Annotated in this window: 17 protein-coding genes and 1 tRNA gene; 8 read left to right on the top strand and 10 right to left on the bottom strand. The window is 65.6% G+C overall.

The window, feature by feature from the left end:
- Positions 1–81: 81 nt before the first annotated feature.
- A complete protein-coding gene (locus tag N7422_RS15335; RefSeq protein ID WP_279807323.1) occupies positions 82–2,541 on the top strand; it encodes a TonB-dependent siderophore receptor in 2,460 nt (819 codons plus the stop codon).
- A 55-nt stretch (positions 2,542–2,596) separates the two neighbouring features.
- Here N7422_RS15335 and N7422_RS15330 read toward each other — a convergent pair whose 3' ends face one another.
- From N7422_RS15330 to N7422_RS15320, 3 genes are all read right to left on the bottom strand, one after another.
- Positions 2,597–3,754: an MFS transporter gene (locus N7422_RS15330; RefSeq protein ID WP_279807322.1), complete on the bottom strand. Its 1,158-nt coding sequence runs from the start codon at positions 3,752–3,754 to the stop codon at positions 2,597–2,599.
- Between the two features lie 125 nt (positions 3,755–3,879).
- On the bottom strand, positions 3,880–4,023 hold the full coding sequence (locus tag N7422_RS15325; RefSeq protein WP_279807321.1) for a hypothetical protein: 144 nt from the start codon (positions 4,021–4,023) through the stop codon (positions 3,880–3,882).
- Between the two features lie 252 nt (positions 4,024–4,275).
- A complete protein-coding gene (locus N7422_RS15320) occupies positions 4,276–5,490 on the bottom strand; it encodes an MFS transporter (RefSeq protein ID WP_279807320.1) in 1,215 nt (404 codons plus the stop codon).
- Positions 5,491–5,676: 186 nt separating this feature from the next.
- Here N7422_RS15320 and N7422_RS15315 point away from each other — a divergent pair, with 186 nt between their 5' ends.
- The gene (locus tag N7422_RS15315) at positions 5,677–6,612 is read left to right on the top strand and encodes a FecR domain-containing protein (RefSeq protein WP_279807319.1); all 936 of its coding nucleotides are present in this window, start codon (positions 5,677–5,679) and stop codon (positions 6,610–6,612) included.
- A gap of 96 nt (positions 6,613–6,708) precedes the next feature.
- A tRNA-Met gene (locus N7422_RS15310) sits at positions 6,709–6,785 on the top strand.
- Positions 6,786–6,887: 102 nt separating this feature from the next.
- Here the strand turns inward: N7422_RS15310 and N7422_RS15305 are convergent.
- From N7422_RS15305 to N7422_RS15290, 4 genes are all read right to left on the bottom strand, one after another.
- On the bottom strand, positions 6,888–9,326 hold the full coding sequence (locus N7422_RS15305; protein ID WP_279807318.1) for a TonB-dependent siderophore receptor: 2,439 nt from the start codon (positions 9,324–9,326) through the stop codon (positions 6,888–6,890).
- 58 nt (positions 9,327–9,384) lie between these two features.
- Positions 9,385–10,344: a FecR domain-containing protein gene (locus tag N7422_RS15300; protein WP_279807317.1), complete on the bottom strand. Its 960-nt coding sequence runs from the start codon at positions 10,342–10,344 to the stop codon at positions 9,385–9,387.
- Positions 10,341–10,826 carry a sigma-70 family RNA polymerase sigma factor gene (locus N7422_RS15295; protein ID WP_279807316.1) on the bottom strand — a complete coding sequence of 162 codons (486 nt, stop codon included), beginning with the start codon at positions 10,824–10,826 and terminating at the stop codon, positions 10,341–10,343. Before N7422_RS15295 ends, N7422_RS15300 begins: the two co-directional genes overlap by 4 nt.
- A 79-nt stretch (positions 10,827–10,905) precedes the next feature.
- The gene (locus tag N7422_RS15290; RefSeq protein WP_279807315.1) at positions 10,906–11,520 is read right to left on the bottom strand and encodes a LysE family translocator; all 615 of its coding nucleotides are present in this window, start codon (positions 11,518–11,520) and stop codon (positions 10,906–10,908) included.
- Positions 11,521–11,707: 187 nt separating this feature from the next.
- On the opposite strand from N7422_RS15290, the gene N7422_RS15285 reads away from it, so the two are divergent.
- Positions 11,708–12,613, top strand: coding sequence for a LysR substrate-binding domain-containing protein (locus N7422_RS15285; RefSeq protein ID WP_279807314.1), 906 nt, complete (start codon positions 11,708–11,710; stop codon positions 12,611–12,613).
- Here N7422_RS15285 and N7422_RS15280 read toward each other — a convergent pair.
- Entirely contained in the window at positions 12,553–13,137 is a 585-nt protein-coding gene (locus tag N7422_RS15280; RefSeq protein WP_279807313.1) for a D-Ala-D-Ala carboxypeptidase family metallohydrolase, read from the bottom strand. The two genes, N7422_RS15285 and N7422_RS15280, sit on opposite strands and share 61 nt — an antisense overlap.
- Positions 13,138–13,201: 64 nt before the next feature.
- On the opposite strand from N7422_RS15280, the gene N7422_RS15275 reads away from it, so the two are divergent.
- Positions 13,202–14,365, top strand: a complete 1,164-nt coding sequence (locus N7422_RS15275) for a hypothetical protein (protein ID WP_279807312.1) — start codon at positions 13,202–13,204, stop codon at positions 14,363–14,365.
- Positions 14,366–14,581: 216 nt separating this feature from the next.
- Here the strand turns inward: N7422_RS15275 and rimI are convergent, their stop codons facing one another.
- Together rimI and N7422_RS15265 are read right to left on the bottom strand one after the other, a co-directional pair.
- Positions 14,582–15,037: a ribosomal protein S18-alanine N-acetyltransferase gene (gene rimI / locus N7422_RS15270; RefSeq protein WP_279807311.1), complete on the bottom strand. Its 456-nt coding sequence runs from the start codon at positions 15,035–15,037 to the stop codon at positions 14,582–14,584.
- Positions 15,034–15,831, bottom strand: coding sequence for an energy transducer TonB (locus N7422_RS15265; protein WP_279807310.1), 798 nt, complete (start codon positions 15,829–15,831; stop codon positions 15,034–15,036). The genes rimI and N7422_RS15265 overlap by 4 nt, the downstream gene beginning before the upstream one ends.
- Positions 15,832–16,063: 232 nt before the next feature.
- Between N7422_RS15265 and mksB the strand changes: the two genes are divergently transcribed.
- From mksB to mksF, 3 genes are read left to right on the top strand one after another with little or no spacing between them, the layout of a single operon-like run.
- Entirely contained in the window at positions 16,064–17,353 is a 1,290-nt protein-coding gene (mksB, locus tag N7422_RS15260) for an Mks condensin complex protein MksB (protein WP_279807309.1), read from the top strand.
- Positions 17,343–18,050 carry an Mks condensin complex protein MksE gene (mksE, locus tag N7422_RS15255; protein ID WP_279807308.1) on the top strand — a complete coding sequence of 236 codons (708 nt, stop codon included), beginning with the start codon at positions 17,343–17,345 and terminating at the stop codon, positions 18,048–18,050. Before mksB ends, mksE begins: the two co-directional genes overlap by 11 nt.
- Positions 18,047–20,878: an Mks condensin complex protein MksF gene (mksF, locus tag N7422_RS15250; RefSeq protein ID WP_279807307.1), complete on the top strand. Its 2,832-nt coding sequence runs from the start codon at positions 18,047–18,049 to the stop codon at positions 20,876–20,878. Before mksE ends, mksF begins: the two co-directional genes overlap by 4 nt.
- Positions 20,879–20,905 lie beyond the last annotated feature (27 nt).

Raw genomic sequence — 20,905 nt, 5'->3', positions numbered from 1 at the left:
AAATGAGGTGGAATCTCATTCTCGTCCGGCCTGAAGGAAACAAGCCCGAGCTGTGGTCTTAACAACCTTCAGGAGCGTTTCATGATTCGCCCGTGTTTCCCTCGCCACGCCAGTCTGCGCCAAGCCATTCACGCCACCGCCCTCGGCCTGGGCGTGGCCTGTGCCGGCCTGCTGCCGACACACGCCGTCGCCGCGCCTGCCAGCCAGAGCCAGCAGCGCGACTGGAACGTCCCGGCCGGCCCGCTGGCCGTCGCGCTGGACCAGCTGGCACGCCAGGGCGGGCTGAACCTGTCGTTCGACGCCGGCAGCCTGCAAGGCAAGACCACCCACGGCGTACAGGGCCGCCATGACAGCGCGCAGGCCTTGCAGATCCTGCTCCAGGGCAGCGATGTGCAGCTCCAGCAGGAAAACGACAAGAGCTTCCTGCTGATCCCGGCCCTGGACGTCGGTGGCGCCATGGAGCTGGGCGCCACCGCCATCTCCAGCAGCCGCCTGGGCGAAACCACCGAGGACACAGGTTCCTACACCACCGGCGCGGTGACCATCGGCAAGATGCCCCAGTCCCTGCGCCACACACCGCAGTCCGTCACCGTGGTGACCCGCCAGCGCATCGACGACCAGCAGATCACCAACCTCACCAACCTCCTGGAGCAGACCCCCGGCGTGGTGGTGAACTACACCGACAGCGAGCGCGTGCAGTACTACTCGCGCGGCTACCAGATCGACGCCATCCAGTACGACGGCGCCACCGTGGTGCAGAGCAGCGGCGGCGGCTCGTTCATCCAGAGCGATTCGGCGTTCATCGACCGCGCCGAGATCCTCCGTGGCGCCACCGGCATGCTGCGTGGCGCGGGCAACCCGTCCGGCACCGTCAACCTGGTACGCAAGCGCCCGACCCACGACTTCCAGGCCCAGGGCAGCGTGACCCTGGGCTCGTGGAATGCGCAACGCTACGTCGCCGACATTTCCGGCCCGCTGACCGAGACCGGCAACGTGCGCGGCCGGCTGATCGCCGTGCACGACGACCGCGACCTGTTCCAGGACTCGCGCATGGAGCGCAAGGAGGCCTTCTCCGGCCAACTGGCCTTCGACCTGAGCGACCGCACCACGCTGACCACCGGCATCGAATGGACCAAGCTGGACGCCACCGGCGCCTGGGGCAACCTGCCCGCCAACTTCGATGGCTCGCCGCTGCCGCTGGGCCGCAGCACTTATCTGGGGGCTGACTGGAACCGCTGGGATCGCAGCAACCTGCAGTCGTTCGCCGAGCTGGAGCACCATTTCGACAACGACTGGACCCTCAAGCTGATGGCCCTGCGCACCCACTTCGAGCTGGACGACCACGGTTTCAAGCAGACCTACATGACCCGCGCCAGCACCACCAACCCCTACCTGATGAACTACCAGGTCACCGAGGGCGACGGCGGCGAGAGCCTGCAGAACAACCTGAGCGCCACCCTCAACGGCCCGTTCGAGCTGTTCGGTCGCACCCACGAGCTGATGGTCGGGGTCGAGCGCATCCGCAACGACTCCTATGCCTCGGGCACCAACCGCGTGGTGTATTCGCAGGTCTACGACATCCGTAACTGGGAGCCCAAGTACAGCCTGCCGGAGCCGACCGTCCGCAACATCCCGCAGCCCTTGCGCACTCGCACCACCCAGGAAGCGGCCCACGCCACCTGGCGCATCTCCCTGGCCGATCCGCTGACCGCGGTGATCGGCGCCCGGGTCAACTGGTACGACTACGAGCAGGAGTTCGCCAGCGGCCCCGACAAGACCTTCAGCGTCGACGAGAAGATCGTGCCGTACGCCGCGCTGATCTACGACCTGAACGACAACTACAGCGTCTATGCCAGCTACACCGAAATCTTCAACCCGCAGACCGTGGTCGACCGGACCAACACCGTGCTCGATCCGGTCATCGGCGAAGCCTACGAAATGGGGATCAAGGGCGAGTTCTACGACGGGCGCCTGAACACCTCGCTGGCGGTGTTCCGCATCAACCAGGTCGGCACGCCGGTGGACGATTTCGACGGCCCCAACCCTTGCACCAGCGGCAGCACCGGCTACTGCAAGATCGCCTCGGGCAAGAGCCGCAGCGAAGGTATCGACCTGGAAGTGAGCGGCGAAGTACTGCCGGGCTGGCAGGTGACCGGTGGCTACACCTACAACACCACCGAACTGGTCAAGGACACCGCCAGCACCAACGGCAACGCCATCCGCACCACCGACCCGGAGCACATGCTGCGCCTGTTCACCAGCTACCGCCTGCCAGGCGCCCTGGAGGCCTGGACCATTGGCGGCGGGGTGCAGGCGCAGAGCGACATCTATTCGCGGGTCGGCGCGGCCAAGGCCAGCCAGGCGGGCTACGCGGTGTACAACGGCATGCTCAACTACCGCTTCAACGACAACTACTCGGTGCAGCTCAACGCCAACAATATCTTCGACAAGAAGTACTACCGCCAGGTGGGCGCCACCGCGACCGGTTATTACTGGGGGGATCCGCGCAATGTGTCGGTGACCTTGCGCGGGAGCTTTTGACGACTGTCATCTGAACCGGCCTCTTCGCGGGCAACCCCGCGAAGAGGCCCGACGCTCAATCCACTGCCGCTTGCAAGCGCCCCGCCCGCCGATACGCCTGCCGGGCAAAGCACACGAACAGTCCCGCCATCAGCGCCAGCGCCATGGGCAAACCGTGGGGCGCCACATCCATCGCCGCGCCGCTGACCAGCGGCCCGACCAGGCTGCCCACGCCCCACAGCAGGCCGACGCTGGCATTGGCCGTGACCAGGTCCTGCCCCTTGAAGCGCTGCCCGATGAGCACCAGCGCCAAGGTATAGATGCCCCCGGCCACCGCCCCGAGCACCACCAGCAGCGGCCACAGCAGCCAGGTCATCTGCAGCAGCCACGGCAGCGCGATGCCAATGCCCATGGCCGCCAGCCCGCACACCAGGTGCAACCCGGTACGCTCGACCCGGTCGGCGAGCCAGCCCAGCGGCAGCTGGAAGATCATGTCGCCGGCGAACACCACGGTCACCATCAGCGCCGCCACGCCCACGGCAAAGCCATGGCTGGTGGCGTACACCGGCAGCAGCGACAGCACCACGGCATCGAAGAACGAGAAGAACAGCACCGCCACGCACAAGGCCGGGGCGACGCGGAAGAAGCCGGCCAGGCCGAAACTCTTCTCGCCCTCCTCGTGCTCGACATGATCGTTGGGCACGGTGAACAGGATGCACACCAGAGCCAGGCCATAGCAGAACGTGACCACGCCGGTCAGCCACGGGCTGTCGGCGCCGAGCAGCGCCAGCAGCGCCGGGCCGAGCACCTGGAAGCCGGTGAAGCTGGTGGCGTACAGGGCCATGATCTTGCCGCGGTTGTGCTCCGGGCACAGCTCGTTGACCCAGGATTCGCCGAGGATGATCGCGATGCCCATGCCGATACCGAGGCCCAGGCGCAGCAGCGCCAGCCACAGCATCGAGTCGAACGCCCACTCCAGCAGGGCGATGCTCAGGGTGCACAGGCTGAAACTCAGCAGGTAGATGACGCGTCGGGTCAGGTGCTTGCAGCAGGCATCGACCATGAACGCCGAGAGCATCATCCCCGCCGCCGGAATCGCCGAGAGGATGCCGATCTCCAATGTCCCCGCTCCCGCCTCGTGCAAGCGCAACGACACCAGCGGCAGGCTCGCCCCGAGGCTGAAACCGACCACCGACACGGCGAACAACAGGCCCGCCAGCAAACGCATGTTCATGTACCACTCCTTGCAAGCCGGCGCGCAGGGGCTCTGGCCCTGGCCGACTGGAAAATCCGCTGAAAGATGTTCGAACGCGAGCGCCCACGGTCACGCCAGGAAGGCGCGGGACGCAGGGGCGCGAATCAGATCAGGGCAAGGTGTGGCGAGAAGGTGAAGGCGAACAGCACGCTGCGCCGACGCTTGAGCACCGTGTCGCTCGGCCACGCACGGCGCGCTGTCGGGGCGACAGGCTGGCGGTGTGGGCGGGGAACATCGGTACGGCGCATCACGTGAACTACGCAGGTCAATGAAAGGAGGCGGCACTCTAGGCCATGCGGATTCGGATCGTCAATCGTCGAAGGCTACACACTTCCCTGTAGGAGCGGCCTCGCCGAGGCGTCGGACCGGTCGGAAAGGGCTGCGCAGCGGCCCCAGAATCTCAGCTTCGCCACAAATGCCGCTGGGGCCGCGTTGCGGCCTTCCGACCGGTCCGACGCCCCGGCAAGGCCGCTCCTACATAGAATGCGCCTGGCCAACTTTCAACGTTTGCCAGTAGCCGGCAAAAACACCGCCAACAAGCCAAACAACGGCAGGAACGAGCAAACCCCATACACGTACTCGATCCCACGCAGGTCGGCCACATACCCCAGCAGCGCCGCGCCAATGCCGCCGAAGCCGAACATCAGCCCGAAGAAGATCCCGGCGATCATCCCCACGTTGCCCGGCACCAGTTCCTGGGCATACACGACGATCGCCGAGAACGCCGAAGCCAGGACGAAGCCGATCACCACGCTGAGCACGGTGGTCCAGAACAGGTCGGCATACGGCAGCGCCAGGGTGAACGGCGCCACCCCGAGGATGGAGAACCAGATCACCGCCTTGCGCCCGATACGGTCACCGATCGGCCCGCCGAAGAAGGTGCCGGCCGCCACCGCGCCAAGGAACAGGAACAGGTGCAGCTGCGAACTGGCCACCGACAGCTGGAACTTCTCGATCAGGTAGAAGGTGAAGTAGCTGGTGAAACTGGCCATGTAGAAGTACTTGGAGAACACCAGCAGGCCCAGCACCACCAGAGCCAGGATCACCCGCTGGCGCGAGATGCCATGGGTGGCCTGCACCGCCTTGCGCGCCTTGGCCTGGTTGAGGTGCTCCTTGTACCAGCGGCGCAGCATCAGGGTGACGGCAAAGAAGAACAGCCCGGCCACGCCGAACCAGGCCACGTGGGTCTGCCCGAACGGAATGACGATGGCCGCCGCCAGCAGCGGACCAAGGGCGGAACCGGCGTTGCCGCCGACCTGGAAGCTCGACTGCGCCAGACCGAAACGCCCGCCCGAAGCCAGCCGGGCAATCCGCGAGGTCTCGGGGTGGAAGGTCGACGAACCGATACCCACCAGCGCCGAGGCCAGCAGGATCATCGGGAAGCTGCCGACGAAGGCGAGCATCACGATCCCCACCAGGGTGCAGAGCGTGCCCAACGGCAGCAGGTTCGGGGTGGGCCGCTTGTCGGTAAAGAAGCCGACCCACGGCTGCAGCAGCGAGGCGGTGACCTGGAAGGTCAGGGTGATCAGGCCGATCTGGGCAAAGCTCAGGTCGTAATTGACCTTGAGCATGGGATAGATCGCCGGCAGCACCGACTGGATCAGGTCGTTGATCAGGTGCGCCAGGGCGCAGAAACCGATGATGCGCATCACCAGCGGCGTCGTCTGGCTGGTCGGACTGCTGACGCTGGAGGTCTGGGTGCTGCTGATGGCCATGAGCTGGATATCCGTGCACGGGTTGGGATCCGATTATCGTGAAACAAATAGATACGAAGCTACCTTTTTATTTGGGCACGCCTTCCATCGGCCACACACTTGCAAATGGTTCTCAATATATTTAGCATCCCTGGCTCTCTTCCCCCGTAAACGCTGGGCGAAAGCGCCCTGCCCTGCGAGCACACCATGAGCCCGATGCCCGCTTTGCAGCCACCACCCTGCGACCCCGAACACGAAGCACTGGAGTGGTTCGCGCGCCTGCGCCAGCCTGGCTGCGACGACAGCGTGCGCCAGGCCTTCGGCGTGTGGTGCCAGGATCCGCTCAATGCACATGCCTATGCGCAACTGGAGGCCTATTGGCAGCGACTGCAGGTACCCTCGGCGCGACCTCGTCCGCGTGTCCATGCGCTGCGACGTAGCCGAGCCGGTGTTTGGCTTGGGCTGACGTTCCTGACACTGCTGGCCATCCTCGTCTGGCTCTACTGGCCCATGTTGCAACGCTGGGGCAGCGAACTGCACACCGCCAGCGGTGAGCGACGCAGCGTGCGCCTGGCCGACGGCTCGACCCTGCACCTGGACAGCGCCAGCGCGATGAATGTCGACCTGCGCGCTCGTACCCGGCAGCTGCAGCTGGTGCAGGGGCAGGTGTATCTGGAGGTGATGCTCGATGGCCGGGCCATGGAAGTACAGGTGGATGACACCCGCATCCAGGTGTTCGGCACCCGCCTGCAGATCGCCCGCTACGCCGACCACGACGAATTGCTGGTATTCAATGGCAAGGCCACGGTCAGTCAGGGGGATGACCAGCGCATGATCAGCGCGGGCGAACGGGTTACGTTCACCGAGGGACGGATCAACCTGGTGGAGAAAACCGATATCAAGTCGGCCGACGCTTGGCGCGATGGCCGGCTCAAGGCGGACAACAGATCCCTGGGCCACGTGCTGGAGCGCCTGGCCGGCTATCAGGGGCAGCGGGTCTGGGTGATGGACGAGCAGGTTGCTCACCGCCGGGTGAGCGGCGACTTCGACCTCGATCACCCGGCGCAGAGCCTGGAGAGGCTGGCCGCCGATCAGCAACTGCGCCTGCATGCGGTGCTCGGGCACTGGCTGATCGTGCGCTGAACCGAGTCTGCCGGCTAAGCGTTTGAAAGGTCGGAAATTTTTTTTGAAAACGTTGTTGACAGGATCGCGATTCGAGCTAATAATGCGCGCCAAGTTGGCTACATAGCTCAGTTGGTTAGAGCATAGCATTCATAATGCTGGGGTCCGGGGTTCAAGTCCCTGTGTAGCCACCACCTTCTAAAAGGGCTCATCGAAAGATGAGCCCTTTTTCTTTGTCCGCAAAAAAGCAGCCATCGCCCCACCTGCCTGCAACCTGCAGACAGGCGGGCCCGACCTTACCAGTTGTAGGTCAGGTCGGTGGTCATCGTGCGCCCTTCACCGTAATAGCAGTCCAGCTCGGTGGTGCAGCTGCTGATGTACTTGCGGTCTTCCAGGTTATGCATGTTCAGTTTCAGCTTCAGGCCGCGAACCTGCAGTGGCGACTCGCCAAAGTCATAGGACAGCATGCCGTCGAACACTGTGTAGGACGGGGTCACGAAGTGTTCTTCGGCGACGTCCGTGCCATCGCTGCCGCGCACGTAGCGAGCACCGATACCAGCCCCCACGCCGCGCCAGGGAGAATCGCCACGCACCTGGTAGTCCAGCCACAGCGAAGCGGTCAGGGGGGAGGTCCCCGCCATGTGCCGCCCCTGACGACCATCGTTGTCCTTGGTGAACTTGACCTGATTGCGCGCCACCGAGGCGATCACGTTCAGGTCGCGGGCCACCTTGAGCTTGCCTTCCAGCTCCACGCCCCTGGAACGCAGCGCACCGGACTGATTGCTGTAGGTAGGGTTGTCGGGGTTGGAAGTCAACGCGTTCTGTTGGTCGATCTGGTACACCGACAACTGCACAAAGCTCTCCTGCCCCACGGGCTGGTACTTGATCCCGGTCTCGTACTGCTTGCCGGTCGAGGGCTCGAATGGCTTGCCCTCGGCGTCGGTGCCACTGAGCGGCTGGAACGACTCCGCGTAACTCACGTAAGGCGTGACGCCATTGTCGAACTTGTAGCCCAGGCCGGCGCGACCGCTGAACTGCTCATCGCGGCTGCCGCTGCGGGTACCGGCCAATGGCTGGCGGTTGTCGGTCCGGGCCCAGTCATAGCGCCCCCCCACGGTGAGGAACCAACGCCCCCAATCGAGCTGATCCTGCACATACAGGCCCGTCTGGTCGATGGTGTTGTCCCAACGGTTGGGATTGACGTAGTTCGGCCGCTGGCCATAGACCGGGTCATACAGGTCGATGGCCGGCGCGTTGTAGTCGTAGCGGCCGAGAAACTTGGAGTTGGAGTGATAGCGGTCAACGCCGATAAGCACGGTGTGCTGGATATCCCCGGTGGCAAAGCGCGCCTGGGCGATGTTGTCGATGCCCAGCACCTTGTTGTTCTGCGCCCAGTCCACGCCGTATCGGGTCATGTAGCGCTGATCGTCGGCGCCGGTGCTGGGGTTGGTGACGAAACGATAGCCGTGCAATGGCGCAACGTAGCGGTCGTCCACGGAGGCATAGCGGGTGTTCTGCCGCAGCGTCCAGACATCGTTGAGCACATAGCTCAGTTCATAGCCGAAGCTGTACTGATCGCGGTCGTAGCTGTTCAGGCCGGGCTCACCGATGAAGGTGCTGCGCTTGATACGCCCGTGCGGGGTGTTGAAGACCGTGCCGACGGCTGGCAGCCCTTGGGCCTCGGGAACGTCGTTGTCTTTCTGGAAGTGCCCGTACAGGGTCAGGGTCAGTTGTTCGCTGGGCATCCAGGTCAGGCTGGGGGCAAGCATGTAGCGCTTCTGCTCGACATAGTCGATCTCGCCATTCTTGTCAGTGACGGTACCGGTCAGGCGATACAGCCACTGGCCTTGCGGGTCCAGCGGGCCACCGAAGTCGAAAGCGCCATAGCGCCGGTCCTGGCTGCCACCGCCAAACACGATCTCGTGCACGGGTGTGGCGGTGGGACGTTTGGAAACCATGTTGATGATGCCGCCCGGCTGGTTCTGCCCGTAGAGCACCGAGGCCGGCCCCTTGAGCACCTCGATGCGCTCCAGGGTGTAAGGGTCGATCTGCATCGCACCGCCGGTGCTGCCGTTACCGTACGGCAGGTGCAGGCCATCGAGGTACAGGGGCGCCGGCAGGAAGCCACGCGAGGTGACCTCGTCAAACAGGCCGACCCGGTCCGGAAAGCCACCCCCGGTAATGCCGGGGGTATAGCGCAAGGCCTCGGTCACGCTCTGCGCCCCTTGGGCGGTGATCTGCTGCGCGGTGACGATGTTGACGGTCTGCGGCACTTCCAGCACGGAAGTGTCGGACTTGGTAGCTGTGCCGGTACGCTTGGCCACATAACCGTCAACCGGCCCCCAGGCACTTTCTGCTCCGCGCCCATCGACCTGGGTCGGCGCCAACTCCAGCGACTCGCCACTCGACAAGGGCTGCAGGCTCCAGGCGCCACCCGGGGTGATGCTCAGGACCAGACCGCTGCCGACCAGGGCTCGCTCGGCAGCCTCACGGCTGCTCATCTGACCGCGAATGGCAGGTGCCTGATGGCCCTGCACCAAGGCTGGATCTGCCGAAAGCACCTGGCCACCCTCGCGGGCGATGCGTGCGAGCGTGTCACCCAGCGGCCCTGGGGCGATGTCGTAGCTGTACAGACTGTTGACCGATTCGGCGGCCTGGAGTGAAGCGATCAGGCCACTGCTGCCCACCGCGATGGCCAGGGCCAGAACGCTGGGGTGAAAGACAAGGTTGGACATGGATGTCGCTCAAAGTGAGTGGATGTTGCAGACAGGACACGCCAGACCCGCAATCCCCTCACGCGTTTTTCATTTCGATGCGCGTCAGCCAGAAACCGCTGCTGGCAACCTCGATCGGCAAGGTCTGCGCCAGCGCCAGCAAGGTGCGCTCCACCTCGGCCAGCGGGAAGCTGCCGTAGACCCGCAGGCGCGACGCCTGCGGACTGATCCGCAGCAGCCCGGCCCGATAAGGTCGCAACGCCTCCACCACCTCGCCCAACGCCTCGTCGCGCACCTCGAGATAACCTTGTGCCCAGGTGCTGCGCGACCACAACGAGGCCGCCTGCGCAGTGATCCGCTGGCGGTCGAAACGCACCACCTGGCCAGCCTGCAACAATTGACTGTCGCCCAATCCGGTGGTGAGCAGCACGCAACCCTGCTGCACGCCGAGCACGGTCGCGGCCTGCTGCTGGCGCAGTACCAAGGTCGCGCCACTGCACTGCAACCGACCGTCGCGACAGCGCACGGTCATCGGCTCGCCCGCCTGCGCAGCCGCTTGCAGCAGCATGGCACCGGCCTTCAGGTACAGCTCGCGCACTGTGCCGACCGAGCGCACATCGACCGCGCTGCGCGCATCCAGCGTCACACGGCTACCGTCATCCAGCGAAAAGCTTCGGCGCTCGCCAGTCCCTGTGCGCAGGTCGGCGAACAACTGGTCCAGCGGCGCCAGACGGTTGAGCCAGGCAGCGCCGCCCAGCGCCAGCAGCAGGCCGGCCAGCCCTCCTCCGACGAGCCGGCGCCGCGAGACCTGCGCACCACTGCGCAAGGCCCGGGCGGCCATTGGCAACTGACCGCTGCCACGCAGATCGGCCAATGGTGCCGCCAGCACCCCATTGACGCGCTGCCAGGCCACCTGATGCACCGGGAGTTGCTCCAGCCACTGGCGAAAGCTGGCGTGGGCTGCGTCCTCCGGAGGAAGGCGCTCCAGCAGCAGCAACCAGTCCACCGCATCGCGGGTGGCCTGCTCGAGATCCGTCATGGTGTCAGGCCCAGGCAATGCAGGAAGGCCCGGCGCAAATCACGCTCGACCGTGGCCAGCGAGATCCCCAACTGCTCGGCGATCACCGGCTGGCTCAGGCCTTCCAGCCGATGCAGGATGAATGCCTGACGTGCGCGCACTGGCAGGCCATCGAGCAACCGGTCAATCTCGGCCAAGGCCTCGCGCACCAAGGCCAGCTCCTCAGGTGAGGGGTGGCAGTGCTCAGGCAGGCTCGCCAGCTCATCCAGATAAGCCTGCTCGAGGGCCCGGCGCCGATAAAGATTGCTCAGCAAACGCCGCGCGATCGTGGCCAGAAATGCCTTGGGCTGGTCGATGCTGTTCAATTGCGGCGCATCCAGCGCACGCAGGAAGGTGTCCTGGGCCAAGTCAGCCGCATCGTGCGGGCAATGCAGCCGCCTGTACAGCCAGGCACAGAGCCACCGGTGATTGGTGCGATAGAGGTCAGCTGCGGGGTCGGACACAAGACAAGCCGGACGCAAATAGGAATACCTATCATTAGCATGGAGCCATGCCAGGACACAATCCCTTGCCCGTCGAAGCTTAACGAACACCCGCGACGACAACGGCAAGCCCCAGCCCGATCAGCGCGACGCCGATGACCCGGTCGACCAGCAGTTGCCGCTCGATCATCGCCCGACGCAGCCCGCTGCTGGAGAAGAACACCGCCACCAGGCTGAACCAAACCCAGTGCGCGAAGGACATGAACGCGCCATAGGCGAAGTCCAGCGCCAGCGGGCTGCCAGGCTGCACCACCTGGGTGTAGGCGCTGACCACGAAGAGCATGGTCTTGGGATTCAGCGCGTTGGTCAGAAAGCCCGTGCGCAGCGCGCTGGCCACGCTTGCCTGGCTGGGCGCCAGGCCGTCGAGGCTGATGCGCGTGGTGTTGGTCAGCGACTTGTAGCCGAGGTAGATCAGATAGCCCGCGCCCACCACCTTCATCGCCAGGAACAGCGACGGGCTCTGGCTGATGATCACGGCAATGCCGAGCACGGTGTACAGCACATGCACCTGCACCCCCAGGGCGATGCCCACCGCCGCCGCGAGCCCGGCCTTGCGGCCCTGTGCATAGCTGCTGCGGGTGACCATGGCGAAATCGGCGCCAGGACTGATGACGGCCAGGATGGTAAAGAGGGCGACGGCGATGAGTTCGCTCACGAACAGGTATCCTCGATGAAAATTCACGGAAGATGGGATTATCCTGTTGGAACGAATGAGTAGAAAACGATTAATAGTGAAGGGAATCTGCTAGTTTTACTCACCTATTTTCATTGAGCCGAGCGGCCAATCCCGGGGCTACCCCGCTCCGACGATGCTTTACGCCGCACTCGAAACAGGCCAGCGCATGAAACTGCCTCCCCTCACCGCCTTGCGCTACTTCGACATCGCCGCCCGCACCGAAAGCTTCGTGCGCGCCGCCGAACAGCTGCACGTCACCCACGGCGCCGTCAGCCGCCAGGTGCGCCTGCTCGAGGAAAGCCTTGGGGTGGAACTGTTCGAGCGCCGCAACCGGGCGATCTTCCTCACCCACGCCGGACGCGACCTGCACGGCACCACCCAAGCGATCTTCGAGCAGCTGGAAGGTGCCGTGCAGCGCCTGCAACAAGCACCCCACGACAATGTGCTGGTGGTGTCCTGCGAGCCGACCATCGCCATGCGCTGGCTGATCCCGCGCCTGCCGCGCTTGCATGCCGAACATCCCGACCTGCAGTTGCACCTGGTGGCGGCAGGCGGACCGGTGGATTTCCTGCGCGGCGGCATCGACCTGGCCTTGCGCCGCGACGACTTCCACTGGGACCGCCGATTGCACAGCCTGAAGATCTGCGATGAATGGATAGGCCCGGTCGCCACACCAGGCTTCAAGGGCCAGCGCCTGCTGCACAGCGCCACCCGTCCGGATGCCTGGGCGACCTGGCTGCGCCTGAGCGGCCAGGATATCCGGCAACGGCAACGCAGCGACTTCGAACACTTCTACCTGTCGATCCAGGCCGCCGGCGCGGGCATGGGGCTGGCCATCGCCTCGGCGCTGATGGTCCATGACGAACTCGACAATGGCCAGTTGCAGGCGCCTTTCGGCTTCCTACGCGATGGCTCCGGCTATCACCTGCTCAGCCCGCAACCGCTGGATGACGGCAGCAAGCGCCAATGCTTTGCGCAGTGGGTCAGCGGCGAATGCCAGGCTTGCCTGGCTCAGCTGGGCTTGCTGCAGAACGACGAACCGGCGCCGCCATCACCGCCCCAGGTGCGGTAACCGGCTGTATCGAGATGGATGCGTCCAGAGGGATAACGGCCCAGCCCCATGTTCCAGGCCGCGCCATGCTGCTGCCAGAAGCGGCACAGCGGGTTGGGATCGGCCCAGGGCGGCAGTAGCAGGTCGACGGCGAAGGCGCGCATGTGCGCGCTGCTCGGCGCACCACCGGCACAGGCATTCAGACGCGGGTCGCGATAGGCCGAGACCACTTCGAACTGGCGCAGGATGCCCTGCTCGTCCAGCGTCCTGATCAGCGACAGCGTCGAACGCACCGCCGGCCAGTGGCTCGCTGGCGGCACCGCGAACGGCGAGGCCTTGCACAGGCGCCAATCCGAAGCCGAGCGCAGCAACTGGTGGATCGGCACCACCCCATACAGCCGCGCATCCACCAACATTTCACGGAACCTGCGGTTCTCGTGATCCCCTGCCCACTGGGCAAACATCCACACGTCCCGCTCGTCTGCGTGGGCCGCGCCCAGACCGATCAACACGCCGGCCAATAGCCATGCCTTGCCGCTTTTCATGCCCCCACCTCTTCATCCACCATGGGCGCCCGCCGTCCTGGCGGCCACTGACAAGGAGTTAAGCATGCACAAGATTGCTGTATCGGGCCTGGCCGCCCTCGCCTTCAGCGGCCTGGCCATGGCCGACGCGCAGATCGACCTGGGCGATGCCCAGCGGGTCACTCGGCTGTTCGCCTACCCCAACAACTGCAACGTCATCTGCTACCGCGACTGGACCCTGGAACAGACCGTCGAGCACTACCTGACCCAGAGCGTGCAGCGCGACGGCTACGCCAACGCCCAGGTGAAGGTGAACCGCGACAACGACAAGCTGCACGCCAGCATCACGGGCGTGCCACCCCGCTACACCGAACCCTTGCGCAAGCTGCTCGACAGCGGCGAGCTGGCCTACCAGGGCGCCACCCGGCTCAACCAGAAAGGTGGCTGGGATTACAGCTGGTCCCTGTTCCTGCCGCTGGGCATGGCCCTGGAGAACCGCCGCAGCATCGAACTGCTGCACTTCCCGCCGGACTATTCGCTGACCCGCTACCAGGACTACCTGAAGTCCAACACCACCGACCGCTGGGCGCAGCTGCTGACCTTCAACGGCGTCGAGGCCACCCAGACCCCGGCCTACCAGACCATCGTCGACATCGCCCCGATCGCCGCGCCCGCCAGCGCGGGCAAGGACCTGGAAGGCGTCTACGACTACTTCAACGACTACCAGGTGCGGATGGTCAAGGAAGTGACCCTGACCCACGACGGCAAAGGCGCCTTGCCGATGGTGGCCTTCGGCGCGCCGGTGCGCGCCTGGATCCAGCAGCAGTATGGGCCGAAGGTGAACGTGCTGGGGTTGGTCAGCATCACGCCCGAGCCGGACAGCGCCAAGGTCCCCGTACTGGGCGCCAACCACCCGAGCGCGATCTGGTACGCCGCCGATCCGAAAAGCTACGACGGCGACCAGGACAAGGCCGACGCCGCAGGCCTGAAGATGATGGGCCAGGACCTCTCCGCCGCCTGCTGGCAGGCCGGCATGGGCCGCAACCCGCAAGCTGACGCCAAGCTCACCCTGCAGGCCTGTACCAGCAAGTGGCAGGTAACCCAGAAGAAGCAGACCTGCGAGCTGTTCTACCGCACCATCCGCAACATGACGCCGGAACAGGCGGCGGCCAAGTGCAATACCGGGACGGTGACGCGCAGCCTGCGGGATCTGCGCAAACCGATCGATGTGGAACAGCCGAAGATCTGAGCCGACTGCTCACGCGCCCCCTGTAGGAGCGGCCTTGCGTCGCGAAAGGGGCGCGCAGCGCCCCCAGATTCCGAGCCACCATCGAAATTGCTGGGGCTGCTGCGCAGCCCTTTCCGACCGGTCCGACGCCTCGGCAAGGCCGCTCCCACTGGGGGATGGTTCCCTGCGCGACAGCGCAGCCCGCAGGGCTGAGTGATCTCCTACAAGGCATGGCGCTCAGTCTTCGAGCAGCGTACAGGCCATCACCAGCGCATCTTCCCGCCCACCCGCCATCGGGTAGTAGTCACGGCGCCGGCCGATCTCGTTGAATCCATAGCGCTCGTAGAGGCGATAGGCCGACTGGTTGCTGGCACGCACCTCGAGGAAGCACTCGCGACCATTGAGTTCATAGGCCCGCGCCATAAGGCGCTCGAGCAGGCGCAGACCCAGCCCGCAGCCCTGGTTCTCCGGCTTGACGGTGATGTTGAGCAGGTGCGCCTCGTCGATGATCACATTGATCACGCCATGGCCGACCTGCTGCTGGCCGTCGAACATCAACCACACTTCGTAGGATTTCAGCGCATCCTGGAAGATACCGCGGGTCCAGGGGTGGCTGAAGGCGGCATATTCGATCTTAAGCAGGGCATCCAGATCCGCCTCGGTCGCCGGGCGGAAACTGATCGAGTCACTCATTCAACGCGCTTCCAGCGCGCCATCAGCTGGCGCATGGCTTTCCAGACGTCCGCCTTGCGCTGCGGCTCGTCCATCAACAGTTCAAGGCCGGGCAAGGCCCAGGCATCGCCGAGCAGGTCGACCTTGAGTTCTTGGTAGTAGGCTTCGGCGTCGGCCTGGCCGGCGAAGCGAATGGCCGGCAGGCCGATCAGCCACAGGCAGGCGCACGGCGCTTCTTCCAGGCGGGCGGCGATAAAGCCCTGGACGAAATCCCGGGCGGCATCCGGGCCCTGGTCCATGTTGCCGCGCATCAACAGCGGCCAGCGCACCGGCTCGCCGATGATCTGCGGCGCGTCCGGCAGCCCGGCGGCGCGCAGCATGTCCTTGAGCAGCAGGTACGACGGGTCGCGGCTCTGGAACGGCTGGCCGGTGGCCAGCTCCACCAGCAGCAGGCAGCTACCGGCGCGCAGCAACTGCAGGGCGAAGCGCGGGGGCGGAACCGGCGCCGGGCGTGGCGTGGGGGCCTCCTGCTCGGCTTCGGCCGGCTTGGCGGCCGGTTTTGCCGCACTGCCCGGACGCGGGATCTCGATCTTCGGCCGCTCCGCGCGCGCCTGGGGCGCCGCCGGAGCTTCGCTCGGCGCTGGCGCGGGGGCCGGGGCGGCCGGGCGCACGTCGAAATCGAGGTCCTCGACCGGCGTCACCGGCGCCAGCAGCTCCGGCCGCGACGGGGCGGCGAACGGCAGTTCGGCGCGCGGCAGCCAGTGCACCACTTGCATGGCGGACAGGTAGGCGCGGCGGCGGGACTCGATCAGCAAGGCACGGGTATCCGGTGGATGAAATCAGGCGGGCATTCTAACGCCGTTGCCCGGGATGCGCCGCAACAGATTGTCAGCCATCGCGGGGCAAGCCCGCTCCCACGGCCCATGATCAGCCAGTGAATACCCCCTGAAGCCTCAGGGTTATCCCCATAACAGACCAAGGGGTGAAATCCTCCCCCCCGGATGCAGTACAATCGCCCCTTTTATTTGGCAACGAGTCGACCCGCCAATGATCGAACCCAAGCGCGTCCTGCGCGCCCTAGCCGAACACTGGGCCCTGATCGAGCCGCTGTGCGAGCGCTTCGACCAGGGTACCCTGAGCCTGGTCGAGCTGCGCCAGCAGCTGGCTCGCCAGCAGGTGGAAAGCACCCCGCAGGACATCACCCAGCTGCTCGACGTGTGGATCCGCCTGGACATCCTGGTCCCGGTGGCCAAGAGCCCGAACCGCTTCGAGCTCAACGCGCAGATCCACGACTTCCTCGCCTACCTGCGCCGTGAACACCGGCTGGGCCTGTGCCTGGAGATCGAAGCCTACCTGCGCCACCTCGAGCGCCTGGCCGGGCATATCCAGGACGCCTTCGACAACCGCGACAGCGACGACCTGGCGCGCCAGCTGCGCCTGCTCGACATGCGCGTGCGCGACGTACTGAAGAAGCTCGACAACGACGAGCAGGCGCTGGTCGCCGTGGCCGAACGGGCCAAGACCAGCAACCGGCAGATCCCCCTGCGCCAGCGCTACGCCGAAGTGCTGGCGACCTGGGACGAGTACGTCGAGCCGATGATCCAGCTGGTCAACGCCGACGGCGCCTTCGAGCAGGGCGTGCGCAAGGTCGAGACCGTGCTGCTGCGCCTTTTGGGCGAGCAGGCGCGCCTGGGCCACCTGGTCGACGACGACATGCTGCTGCGCACCCACGCGCGCATCCTCGAGATGCAGACCAGCGCCCAGCTGACCCTGCGTCACGCCCGCGAACTGCTGCTGCCGCTGCGTGAAGAAGCACGCCGGCACAACGCCGTGACCCGTGGCGCCGCGCTGGCCTTGTCGGTGATCCGCAAGAAGGGCATCGACGCCGTGCCGCAGGCCGCCATGCCGCTGTTCACCCGCCCGCAGAGCACCTTCCTCGGCAGCGCCAGCCAGGTCGAGGCCTACGTCTACGCCCTGGCCCGCTTCGAGCCCAAGCCTGCGCGCTTCCCCAAGGCGCACAAGACCCAGAAGGGCCCGCTGCCCCGCGCCCCGCGCACGGTCAAGGAAATGCTCGAGCGCTGCGAGGACGCCCTGCCGCTGCCGGACCTGATGGTCTGGCTGCTGGAGCAGGAGCCCGAGGGCGCCACCGACGAACTGCTGTACTGGTTCTCGCGCCTGTCCCGCGAGAAGCGCTTCAGCCGCGAGCGCCTCGATCGCCAGCAATACCTCACCCGCGAACACCTGGTCAGCCTGCGCTCCTTCGCCCTGACCTCCAGCCGCGAAAGCAAACCGGCGACCACGACCGAATCCACCGCGAGCCCCGTCCATGCATCTTGATCTTTCCGAACTGTCCCAGCTCGCGCCGATCTTCCGCGAGCTGTTCAAGGGCTTCCACATCAGCCGCCGCGATCCGGAGCTGTACGCCCAGCTGTCGAACTTCCAGGACCAGTACCGCACCCTGTTCAAGGCCCTGGGCTTCGAGCTGGTCTGCGATACCCGCGGCTTCTACTACTTCGTCCCCGAACAGGCCGCCGCGCAGGTCAACAAGACCGCCCAGCGCCTGTCGCTGTTCACCTTCATCCTGGTCGAGCACCTGGCCGACCAGGGCCGCGACCCGATGGCCGTGCTCGACGGCGGCAGCATCGGCCGCGACGAGCTGCCGTCGCTGCTGGACAAGTACCGCGACCTGTTCCTGCAGGCCGAAGTGCAGACCGTCGAGGAGCTCGAAGAAAAGATCATGCGCCGCATGACCCAGCTGGGCTTCGCCTTCGAGGAAGGCGGCATCTACCGCTTCATGCCGCCGATGCACCGCTTCCTCGACGTGTGCCTGTCGGTCCAGCAGGACCGCGACCTCGCCGCCACCCTGCACAGCGACCTGCCGCTGCCGGTGCCCGTGCTGGTGGTCGAAGAGACGCCCGAAGAACTCAACCGCACCGACGACCCGCTCGACCTCACGCCGTTCGACGGTGAGGAAAGCGAAGAGGATGCCCTGGCCCGGGCGATCCGCGAAGAGCAACAGGAGATTGACGCATGAGCCAGGAACGCTACGGCATCCGCCGCTTCGCACTGCTCAACACCGCCGGCTACAGCCTCGGCCTGTTCCCCCTGGAACACCCGCTGTCGGTCTATGGCGCCAACAACCTGGGTAAGTCGGCGTCGATCAACGCCCTGCAGTTCCCGATCCTGGCGCGCATGTCCGACATGAGCTTCGGCAAGTACAGCCTGGAGCAGTCACGCCGCTTCTACTTCGCCACCGACACCAGCTACATCCTCTGCGAGCTGAACCTGCCCCACGGCCCCCACGTGATCGGCGTGGTCGGCCGTGGCCCGGGTGGCGGCTTCGGCCACCAGTTCTTCGCCTACCAGGGCGAGCTGGACCTGGCCCACTACCAGAAAGACGACACCTGCCTGCGCCAGAAAGAGCTGTTCACCAACCTCGAGCGCCATGGCCTGAAAGCCTACGAGCTCAAGCCGGACGAACTGCGCCGGCTGCTGGTCGGCGGCCACACCTCGGTGCCGCTGGACCTGACCCTGATCCCGCTGCGCTCGACCAGCGAGCAGAGCCTGAAGACCTTCCGCGCGCTGTTCATCAACCTGCTGCACATGCGCGAGATCACCGCCGCCAAGCTCAAGCAGCTGTTCCTCGATGCCTTCGAACACAGCCTGCGCTCGGGCAGCGTCGACTACATCGCCGCCTGCGAAGAGGCCTTCCGCGACGTGCGCCGCATGGAGGGCGACTACAACGCCCTGGTGGCCGCAGGCCCACTGGTCGAGGCCCTGGCCGGCGGCGTGGCCCAGCGCGACATCCTGCGCGGCAAGCTGCACCGCATCTCGCCGCTGCTGGACAACCTGCTGGGCACCTGGCAGGAATACGCCATGGCGCGCAAGGAAGAGCTGACCATCCAGGCCGAGCACTACCGTGGCGAGCAGGACCGCCTGCAGAACGACCAACGTGGCGGCACCCAGGAGCTGATGCGCCTGGAACGCGAGATCACCGGTATCCAGCGTTGGCTCGGCGAGCTGTCGGTGCTCAAGCACCGCTTCGCCCTGGTCACCGACGTCAAGGTGCTGGAGCAGCAACTGCTGGCCGCCAAGGACGCCCACGACGAACTGGCCGGCGCCCTGGCCCAGTCGCGACAGTTCTCCGCCGAGGACCTCGACGAGCGCGTGCGTGACCTGGAAAAACGCGTCAAAGCAGTCAAGCTGCAACTCGACCACGCCGACAACAACAGCTATGCCCGCCTGCGCGAAGAGTTCTCGCAGCAGGACGTCGACCGCCTGATGCGCCTGTTCAACGGCGCGCTGTTCAGCCTGCCGCTGGGCGACCGTGGCATCGAGCTGGACGACAGCGACGTGTGGGTGAAGACCCTCGAAGGCGTGCTCGACCGCTTCAAGGGCGAGCGTTTCGAGGTGCCGGGCCTGTCCATCGACATCTCGCACATCGACCCGCCGGCCCTGCAGGCCCTGGCCGACCGCGCCGCCCTGCGTGACCAGAAAGAGCGTCTGGAAAAAGAGCTCAAGCAGCTCAAGACCCAGCAGGCCGTGGCCCTCGACCGCGCCGCCAGCAAGGCACAGACCGAAGCGCTGTACCAGCAGGTGCTGGATGCGCAGAAGGCGCTGGAAGACTTCCGCCGCACCGAGACCCTGGCCGCCGAAGAGCCGGAGAAGATGGAGCAACTGGGCCAGCTGGAAGCGGCCCAGGACGAGCTCAAGCGCTCCAGCGACGCCTTCACCGAACGCGTCCAGCAGCTCTCGGCCAAGCTGCAGCTGGTGGGCCGGCAGATCGCCGACCTGGAAGCCAAGCAGCGCACCCTGGAAGACGCCCTGCGCCGTCGCCAGTTGCTGCCGGCCGACCTGCCGTTCGGCACGCCGTTCATGGAAGCGATCGACGACTCCATGGACAACCTGCTGCCACTGCTCAACGACTACCAGGACAGCTGGCAGGCGCTGCAGCGCGTGGACAACCAGATCGAGGCGCTGTACGCCCAGGTGCGCCTCAAGGGCGTGGCCAAGTTCGACAGCGAAGACGACATGGAACGCCGCCTGCAGCTTTTGATCAACGCCTACTCGCACCGCACCGAGGAAGCGTTGACCCTGGCCAAGGCCCGTCGCGCGGCGGTCACCGACATCGCCCGGACCCTGCGCAACATCCGCAGCGACTACGACAGCCTCGAGCACCAGCTGGCGCTGTTCAACCGCGAGATCAACAAGCGCCAGGTGTCGAACCTGGAGAGCTTCCGCGTGGTGCTGGCACCGAACAAGGAAGCGCTCAAGCACATCGACCAGATCATCCACAGCGCCGGCCAGTACGAGGAAGGCGAGACCCTGTCGGTGTTCGACCTGACGCAAAGCGCCGAGCAGGATCACAAGAACGAAGAGGCCAAGGAGTACCTGGCGCGACTGGTGGCGGCCAACCACAACCAGTTGGGCCTGAAGGACCTGTTCGAACTGGCCTTCGAGATCACCAAGATCAACAGCCAGCCGGTGATCCACGCCGATATCGACGGTGCCGCGTCCAACGGCACCACCATGACCATCAAGGCGCTGACCAACATGTACCTGTTGCTGCACCTGATGGACCGCGACCTCGCCGGGCGCATTCGCCTGCCGTACTACCTCGACGAGGCGGCGGACATCGACGAACGCAACCAGGCCGCGCTGCTGGAGACCAGCCAACAGCTGGGCTTCGTGCCGATCCTGGCGAGCGTGAAACCGCAGGTGTCGGCGCGGGTGGCGATCGATCTGGAAGGCGGTAGCGGGCCGAACGGCATCTACATCGATGAGGCGGACTGGAAGTACATCAGCCGTCGCGACGAGGTGAAGGCGATCGTGCGCGAGGATGAGGCCGAGGAACTGGCCTGATTCGGTGTATGGGGGCCGCTTTGCGGC

The sequence above is a fragment of the Pseudomonas sp. GD04091 genome, from assembly GCF_029836165.1.
GTDB lineage: Bacteria > Pseudomonadota > Gammaproteobacteria > Pseudomonadales > Pseudomonadaceae > Aquipseudomonas.
Note: the sequence above shows the minus strand (reverse complement) of the source record. Positions and strands in the feature narration are given on the sequence as shown.

What these genes read in the sequence shown, in the direction of transcription:
- mksB (WP_279807309.1), top strand. Translation starts at nt 16,064, where the DNA reads ATGATCGAACCCAAGCGCGTCCTGCGCGCCCTAGCCGAACACTGGGCC.
- N7422_RS15315 (WP_279807319.1), top strand. Translation starts at nt 5,677, where the DNA reads ATGAGCCCGATGCCCGCTTTGCAGCCACCACCCTGCGACCCCGAACAC.
- N7422_RS15330 (WP_279807322.1), bottom strand. Translation starts at nt 3,754, where the DNA reads ATGAACATGCGTTTGCTGGCGGGCCTGTTGTTCGCCGTGTCGGTGGTC.
- N7422_RS15275 (WP_279807312.1), top strand. Translation starts at nt 13,202, where the DNA reads ATGCACAAGATTGCTGTATCGGGCCTGGCCGCCCTCGCCTTCAGCGGC.
- mksF (WP_279807307.1), top strand. Translation starts at nt 18,047, where the DNA reads ATGAGCCAGGAACGCTACGGCATCCGCCGCTTCGCACTGCTCAACACC.
- N7422_RS15280 (WP_279807313.1), bottom strand. Translation starts at nt 13,137, where the DNA reads ATGAAAAGCGGCAAGGCATGGCTATTGGCCGGCGTGTTGATCGGTCTG.
- N7422_RS15325 (WP_279807321.1), bottom strand. Translation starts at nt 4,023, where the DNA reads ATGCGCCGTACCGATGTTCCCCGCCCACACCGCCAGCCTGTCGCCCCG.
- N7422_RS15285 (WP_279807314.1), top strand. Translation starts at nt 11,708, where the DNA reads ATGAAACTGCCTCCCCTCACCGCCTTGCGCTACTTCGACATCGCCGCC.
- mksE (WP_279807308.1), top strand. Translation starts at nt 17,343, where the DNA reads ATGCATCTTGATCTTTCCGAACTGTCCCAGCTCGCGCCGATCTTCCGC.
- N7422_RS15320 (WP_279807320.1), bottom strand. Translation starts at nt 5,490, where the DNA reads ATGGCCATCAGCAGCACCCAGACCTCCAGCGTCAGCAGTCCGACCAGC.
- N7422_RS15305 (WP_279807318.1), bottom strand. Translation starts at nt 9,326, where the DNA reads ATGTCCAACCTTGTCTTTCACCCCAGCGTTCTGGCCCTGGCCATCGCG.
- N7422_RS15335 (WP_279807323.1), top strand. Translation starts at nt 82, where the DNA reads ATGATTCGCCCGTGTTTCCCTCGCCACGCCAGTCTGCGCCAAGCCATT.
- N7422_RS15300 (WP_279807317.1), bottom strand. Translation starts at nt 10,344, where the DNA reads ATGACGGATCTCGAGCAGGCCACCCGCGATGCGGTGGACTGGTTGCTG.
- rimI (WP_279807311.1), bottom strand. Translation starts at nt 15,037, where the DNA reads ATGAGTGACTCGATCAGTTTCCGCCCGGCGACCGAGGCGGATCTGGAT.